We start from the raw sequence: 7,833 nt of genomic DNA, 5'->3' as shown, positions 1-7,833 counted from the left end.
GCGTCGCAGATTGGTGTCGAGCCACATGTACTCGGCGACCTTGCGGTCCATGTCGGGCGAAAACACGCGGTAGGTGCGCTTGCCTTCATCTTTGGCAACGTACATGGCCGTGTCCGCCGAACGGGTCAGCGATTCGAGGTTGTTGCCATGTTCCGGACACAGCGCGATGCCAATTGAGCAACCGGTATAGACCTCGACGAGCCCCAGGCTGAACGGGGTGCGCAGACGTTCGAGAATACGTTGCGCGGTGGCTTCGAGATCATGAGCGGTGCCTTTGGCGGCGAGCACGATGAACTCGTCACCGCCGAGGCGCGCGAGCGCATCGTCTTCGTTCAGGCAGGTGCGGATGGCAGCCGACACATCGCGGATCAGCCGGTCGCCGAAGACATGGCCGTAGTGGTCGTTGACCTTCTTGAAGTTGTCGAGATCGAGGAACAGAATGCCGACCGATTCGCCAGGACTGGCTTCTTCGATCGCGGTACGGATCTTGTCCTGGATCGCGTTGCGATTGGCGAGACCGGTGAGCGAATCGGTATTCGCCAGTTCGGTGAGCCGTTCCTGCGCGAGCCGTTCCTCGGTGATGTCGGTGCCCGAGCAGATCAGAAACTGTTCTTCGACGCCGCTGCCGCTCTGAACGAACTTATTGCGAAACAGAAAGAGCCGTTCGCCGTTGAGGGTTTTCACGCGCCGCTCGACTTCGTACGAGACGCCGCGATTGAAGAACCCCGTGATGTTCTGGCTCGACGCCGCGCCGGATTCGGTGGTCATGAACAGCGCCCACACATTGCGGCCGACGATGTCTTCTTCCTTCACGCCGGTGAGTTCCTCGGCGAGACGGTTGAAACGCTGTATACGGCCGTGCCTGTCGACGATAACCACAACCGAATTGACTTCGGAGACGACCTGTTCGGCGAAAGAGAGACCGTGCACCAGATCGCGCGCGACGGATTCCGTGTCGTCGTAGGCGGAGGCGGTGCCTGCCCATGTATTGCTGGCGAGTTTTTTACCGACGAGATGCAGGCGCAGCGGTTCGCCGAACAGCCGCACGTCGAGGACGAGATGCGAGGTGATGCCGGTGAGGCAACGGATTTGCGAAGCCTGTTGGGGATTCAGAGGAATGGCGACATTGGCTGGCACGTCGCCGGTGACGGGCGCGAGCTCCAGTGCGTTGCTGTCGTTCGACAGACGCCAGCAAGGGCTGCTTGTGCCGAACTGCGCAAAAAGCACTTGATCGTGTTGGTCGTCATTCATGAAATCCCCGGGCGGTGTGTGCCGGTGAGCGGCTCGTGAAGCCGGGTTGGCGGCAGACAGTCTCATCATACTTAAAGACTGGCCCATTGTAGCGAAGCGGCTGCAGTTCGGGCCTATAAACATTAACGGCTGGGATGGCTCGCTTTTTTAGGCTTTTATATGAGCCGCGCGCTGGCGCGACGCCTCCAAACCGCTCCACACCGCCTCAGAACCGCCGGGCCAATAGGCTCCGGGCGTGCTCCCGTTCCGCGGAAATCGCTTCCACCGAGGGGTCAAACCAGAAAGCCCCTGCAACAAGCGTCGCGACAACGACCCCGTCCCGATACAGAATCCGATTCCCCGCCACAGCAGGCACCCGCTCGCCGACCAGCAACGTGCCGGCAAGATTCAAAGGATCGGTTCCGGCGACGCACACAAAAGCACCATCGTTCGCATGCCGACGAACCTCACGCAATAATGGAATCGCTTCCGGTAGCGCAAACTGTTCACCCGCGAGGCCATTCACAAACCGTCCGCCACGAATGACACCACGCGCTTCGAGCCGCTGGAATACGCGCAACAGATCCCGCCACGGCGGCAACCATTCGGCCTCGCGTACGAGCAAACGCCAGAACACCACGCCATAGCGGCGCAGCAAAGTCATTGCAATATGTTCGAGTACTTCGGGGGCGAACTGCTGACGGTGCGCGGGCGGAGTTTCCGTTGCAGCGACAACGGGCTGCCGGGTGACCAGCGCCCAGCGTCCCGCGTCGTCCATTCCTCCGATCAATGCGCTCGATCTGACACGGCGGCTACTCGAGTAAGCACTGCGTTTGGCGACGGGTTTCAACAACGCCCGCAAGCCGGCGAAACTGTCGGAATTCACGAGACCCGCTGCAACCAGCTCGCCCAGCGCATTCTCCAGTTCAATACGCAAGCCGCTTACTTCGGTCAGTAACTCGTCGAAGAACATCGCGCCATGTTGCGATAGCGTGTCATAGACGCTCTGCGCCCGGGCCGACAACTCCGGTTGTTTCGATGCGTCGATCAGCGCGCGCCAGACGCGCACCTGGGCGCGCGGCAAAAGCACGATCGGCGTGCTGCGCACCGGTCCCGCCGCACTGCGTGCCCGCTCGGTCAGACGCGTCCAGACGATCTTGCCGGCGCGGCATAGTTCGTCAAGCGAAATGTTCGCGTAGGCCTTGACGCGCGCCGGCAGAATGTCTTCTTCCCATGCGGCTGCCGCGGCCTGAAAACCCTCCAGCTGGTCGAGTACGGCGGCCAAAGCGTCGCGTCCCTCGGCGCGCGTGTCCGGCGTCAGATGCTGCCACTCGAACAGAAAGCGCATGAAGTCGTGCCGTTCCACCGGCTCGATTTCGCGTCGCAGGCGTTTCACCGTGTAACGGTGGATCCGCGCAAGCAAGTGACGTTCACACCATTCTTCTTCCGTTGCGCCTCGCGAGAAGCGGCCGCGCATCACATAGCCTTCCGCTTCGAGACGCGCCAGCGTTTGTTCGACGGATGCCGCAGGCAACATCAGTGCCTGTGAAATCGCGCGTACCGGCAGTGGGCCGAAGCCGGTCAGCCGGGCGCGCAGCACGTCGAGGAGTGCGTCGTCGGCGCTCCAGGTGTCGGTGTAGCCTTTCGGCGCGGTGAGCGGTGGGTCAAATGGAGCGTCCGGGTAGAGCGCCTGGAAGCAGGTCAGGCGCTCGGCGGGCAGCCACAGCGTGTTATCGGCGGCGATCCGCAGGCGGGTCGCGCGGCCGGATTCGGCAAGCGAGGCGAGCCATCCCGGCCAGCCCGCTTCATTGCGCGCTTCGGCCTCGGTGATGCAGGCGAGGCCGGTCAGCGCTTCGTGCATCTCGTCGGCGGTGCGCGCCTGCGGCCATGCTTCGTCGCGTACGCTCTCGATCGCGTCGGCATCGAGCGCGCCGAGGTCATCGGCGCTGGACGGATCGGTCCAGCGGCGGTTCAGCACGGCCTGGGTGCGGCGCTCTTCGATCGGTGCGTCGTCGAGATAGGCGTACGGCTTGGCGGTGAGGATTTCGGCGGCAAGCGGCGAGGGCGCCGGCAAATCGCGGGCGACCAGTTGCACGTCGCCCTGTTCCATGCGGCGCAGCAAGGCAATCCAGCTTTCGCTGTCCATCGCTTCGTGCAGGCAGTCGTCGACGGTTTGGTCCACTAACGGATGATGCGGCAGTTCGCGTTCGCCGACGATGTTCTCCAGGCACGCGGCCTGCTCGGGAAACACGCTCGCCAGCAGATCTTCACTACGCATGCGTTGCAATTGCGGCGGCGTCTTGCGCCCGCCGGTATAGCGCGGCAGGCCGAGGGAGGTGGTCGCGTTCCAGCGCCAGCGCACGCCGAAGAGCGGCGCGTCGAGCAGCGCCTGGATCAGCAGGTGCTCGGCGCTGTTCGAGTGCAGGTAGCGCCACACCTCGTCGAGTACGAACGAATGGCTGCCGGTCAGCGAGAGGACGATCGCGTCTTCGGTGGCGGCGGCTTGCAGTTCGAAGTTGAAGGTCCGGCAAAAACGCTTGCGCAGCGCGAGACCCCACGCGCGGTTCACGCGGCTGCCGAACGGCGCATGGATGACAAGTTGCGTGCCGCCGGACTCGTCGAAGAAACGCTCCATCACGAGCGTGTTTTGCGACGGCAGCACGCTGAGCGCGGCGCGTGCGCGGGCGAGATAGTCGACGATCTGCCGCGCAGCGGCTTCGTCGAGACCGAGCGCGTCGACGAGCCAGTCGATCGCGCGCTGGAGGCGCGCGGTCATGACTTCGGTGTCGTCCTCCTCCCCTTCGAGCAAGCGCCCAATCTGCTCACGCAAACGCGCAACACCGAACGACAGTTCATCGCTGCGTCCTGGCGCCTCGCCGAGCCAGAACGGAATATTCGGCGGCTGCCCCTGTGCGTCCTCGACCCGCACGCGGCCGCTTTCGATGCGCAGAATCCGGTACGACGCGTTGCCGAGTTGGAATACATCGCCGGCCAGACTCTCGACCGCGAAATCTTCGTTGACGGTGCCGATATTGATCGCCTGCGGTTCGAGCACCACCGCATAGTCGGCGTTCTCGGGAATCGTGCCGCCTGACGTCACGGCGACCAGTTTGCCGCCGCGCCGGCCACGCAAGGTGCCACTCACGGCGTCGCGATGAATATAGGCGCCACGCGGACCGTTGCGGCTCGTATAGCCAACGGCCAGCATGTGCAGCACGGCGTCGTATTGATCGCGTTCCAGGGCGGCGTAGGGTGCCGCGCGCCGCATCATCTCGAACAACGCGTCTTCGCTCCATTCGGCGCTCGATACCTCGGCGACGATCTGTTGCGCGAGCACATCGAGCGGCGCACGCGGAATCCGCAACGCGTCGAGTTCGCCACGCCGCACGCAATCGAGCAGCGCGGCGCATTCGATCAGATCGTCGCGCGAAGCCGGAAAGAGCCGGCCCTTCGGCATGCCGCCGACATGGTGGCCCGAGCGCCCCACGCGTTGCAGGAATGGCGCGATCGCGCGCGGCGAACCCATCTGGCAGACCAGATCGACGTCGCCGATATCGATGCCGAGTTCCAGCGAAGCGGTGGCGATCAGCACACGCAGCTCGCCGCGTTTCAGGCGCTGCTCGGCGTCGAAACGATGTTCCTTGGCGAGGCTGCCGTGATGCGCGGCGACCACATCCTTGCCGAGCCGTTCGGTCAGATGGCGGGCGGCGCGTTCGGCCATACGGCGCGTGTTGACGAAAACCAGCGTGGTGCGATGCATCGCGACCAGTTCGGCGAGCCGGTCGTAGACGCGCTCCCACACTTCGTTGGGCATCACCGCTTCGAGCGGCACCGGCGGAATCTCCAGCGCAAGATCGCGTTCGCGGATGTGACCCACGTCGATGATTGCGCAGTCAGCGGGAGCACTGCTTTCGATGCTCGCGCCGCCCACCAGAAAGCGCGCGACGGCGCTGACCGGCTTTTGCGTCGCCGACAGGCCGATCCGCGGCAAGCGTCGCTGACACAGCGCGTCGAGCCGCTCGAGGCTGAGCGCCAGATGGCTGCCGCGCTTGCTGCCGGCGAGCGCATGAATTTCGTCGACGATCACCGTGCGCACCGTCGACAGCATGCGGCGGCCGGAATCCGAGCCGAGTAGCACGTACAGCGATTCCGGCGTGGTCACGAGAATATGCGGCGCGCGTTTTTTCAGCGCGTTGCGTTCCTGCTGCGTGGTGTCGCCAGTGCGCACGGCGGTGCGAATGTCGAGCGGCGGCAAACCGCGTGCGTCGAGTTCCGCGGCGATGCCCTGCAACGGCACTTGCAGATTGATGCGGATGTCGTTGGAGAGCGCCTTCAGCGGCGAGACGTAGACCACCAGGGTTTCGTCGGGCAGGACGCCGCCGTTGGCGAGGCCTTGCTGGACGAGTTCGTCGAGCGCGGACAAAAAGGCAGTGAGGGTTTTGCCCGAACCGGTCGGCGCGGCCACCAGGGTCGAGCGTCCGCTGCGGATTTGCGGCCAGGCGGCAGCCTGAGCATCGGTGGGCGCGGGGAAGGTCTTCAGGAACCAGCCGGCGACCGCGGGATGAAACTCATCCAGCGCGCTGGCCGTGAAGGGGCCCAAAGTTGGATTCAAAGCGGCGTCCGGAGCCGGCTCCAATGCCGGATCGAACGCCGAAGAATCGGGAGGCGCCGCCAGGGCGGCGGATGTCGGAGCGGAAGTCATGCTTGCATAGATGGGGACGCGCCGTGCCATATCCAGAGGACGACAAACGCCGGCCTGTTTCGAGGATCAGAGATCAGTCTGGCAGGTTTTTAGCGGCTTTGCCGACGGTTGCGCGAAACTACCAGACCCACCGCACTCCTGCATCGCCCGTCACCGTTCTCTGGTGCGCGCCACCCAGGTTCGTCACCCAGCCGAGCGTTGCAAACACGCTGCCCGATGTGCTGAATTTACCGACTACGCCCGCGCCGAGTTGCGCCGCAGTTTGCCCGACGTTGCCCGGAATCACGGTCCCGCCGCCGAAGGTAACTTTGTCGTCGGAGCCGAACTCGCGTAAGAGGCTGACCCGTAAATAAGGCCGCCATGCGGTCGCGAACGCGTCGAATTGACCTTGCAGGCGCGCACCGATTCGTCCTACGAAAGTATTGCCGCTGTTGAAGCCGACACTCGACACGCCATCGTTGAAGTCGGATAGCGAAAGGTGTTGCCACACGAGTTGCGCTTGCGGTTCGAGCGTGAGCCCCGCGCCGAGGGGAATCGGCAGACCGCCTTCGAGCGAGCCGGTCACCGCGTTGCCGTGCGTCGTTGTGTTGAGGCCGTCGCGCGAGGCCGGATCGACGGTCAACGAACTCCCCATCAGCACGGCGTCCGTGTACCAGCCGCTCGGGCCGATATGCGTCCAGTAGCCGCCGAGGCTGTATGCGTTGACCGCCAGGTGGCCCACGGCGAGATTGGGCATGCCGAGCGCGAAGCCGTCGACGTCGCCGGTCGCCCGCGCGAAGCCGACGAACAAACCGTAGTGATTGCGCTGGCCGCTTGCGCTGCGATCGGCGTACAGATCCTGTCCGGCCTGAATGCCGTACACCGAGCCGTCGAACTGGGGGCTCGCCGCACCGTCCTGGCTGAGTACGCTATGGCCGCCCCACACGCGACCCCACGCGGCAGGCAACTTGCCACTGTCGTTCAACAAGGCCTGGTCGCCTTGCCGGTCATGAAACGTATCGATCTGCATCAAGCCAAGTTCACGTGCGACGCCTGGCGCCGCGGCGTAGACGGGTACTTCGACGCGATACAGCGGCGTGGCGGCCGAGCCCGCGGCCGGTGCGGGAGGCAAAGGCGGCGTGCCCTCAGCGGCAAGCGGTACGCCGGGCTCCACAGCGGGTGGTTCACCAGGCGTCGTGACCGGCGGTGGAGGCGTCACGCCTGGCGGCAGGGGCGCAACCGTATTGCGCAGATACCAGTTGTCTGTCGTGCCGCCGCTCACACCGCCTTTGGCGAGGTAGTAGGAATACGCGCCCGCCTTCACCGGTGCAGCCAGCGTGAAGGCGCTCGCGTCTGTCGTGGCACCGTTGGTCGCCTGAATCAGTTGAATGCCGTCCGCAACCGTTTGTGCGCCCTGGCCGCCCACGTTTGTGACTTGCAGGTGCGTCGAGCCAGTGGCCGTTCCGCCGCTCAGCACGAGGCGATCGGATGCCGCGCCGTCGCCGGCGACGACGGTGTTCAGTCCGATGGTGCCGTTCTGTCCGGCATAGTTGCCCGTCACATTCAACAGGTTGCCTACACCCGCAGCGGCAGGGCCGCCGATCTGCACGAGTCCGGCATTTACCAGCGAGCCGTTGATCGAGAACGCGCCGTTCCCCGCGCTTGCAAACGACGGTACTGCATTCGCCACCGCGAGCGTACCGTTGTTCGTGACTGCGCCCGTCACGCTGCCATAGCCGCCGAGCGTTGCGCCGGCGGCCACCGTGGTGGCGCCGCCGCCCGTCAGTGCGGCGTTGGCATGCGCTGCATCGCCGATCGCGAGGGTGCCCGCCGCGACCGTGGTTGGGCCGCTATAGGTGCTCACGCCTGTCATCAGCAAGCTGCCGCTGCCGGCTTTCGTCAGGGCGCCGGCACCGCTCACT

The 7,833-nt window shown here is 64.8% G+C and carries 3 protein-coding genes; all 3 read right to left on the bottom strand.

Features of this window, described 5'->3' with window-relative positions:
• Window positions 1-1,251 (bottom strand): diguanylate cyclase domain-containing protein (locus tag VFE81_RS01370; RefSeq protein ID WP_325042877.1); only part of this gene is annotated, 1,251 nt, incomplete at its 3' end.
• A gap of 205 nt (window positions 1,252-1,456) precedes the next feature.
• Window positions 1,457-5,932, bottom strand: a complete 4,476-nt coding sequence (locus tag VFE81_RS01365; RefSeq protein WP_325042876.1) for a DEAD/DEAH box helicase — start codon at window positions 5,930-5,932, stop codon at window positions 1,457-1,459.
• A 118-nt stretch (window positions 5,933-6,050) separates the two neighbouring features.
• A partial coding sequence (locus VFE81_RS01360; protein WP_325042875.1) for an autotransporter outer membrane beta-barrel domain-containing protein occupies window positions 6,051-7,833 on the bottom strand: 1,783 nt, incomplete at its 5' end.

It is taken from the genome of Paraburkholderia sp., assembly GCF_035656215.1.
In the GTDB taxonomy this organism is placed as follows: Bacteria; Pseudomonadota; Gammaproteobacteria; order Burkholderiales; family Burkholderiaceae; genus Paraburkholderia.
This window is presented reverse-complemented; position numbering and strand designations above follow the sequence as displayed.

What these genes read in the sequence shown, in the direction of transcription:
- VFE81_RS01365 (WP_325042876.1), bottom strand. Translation starts at nt 5,932, where the DNA reads ATGACTTCCGCTCCGACATCCGCCGCCCTGGCGGCGCCTCCCGATTCT.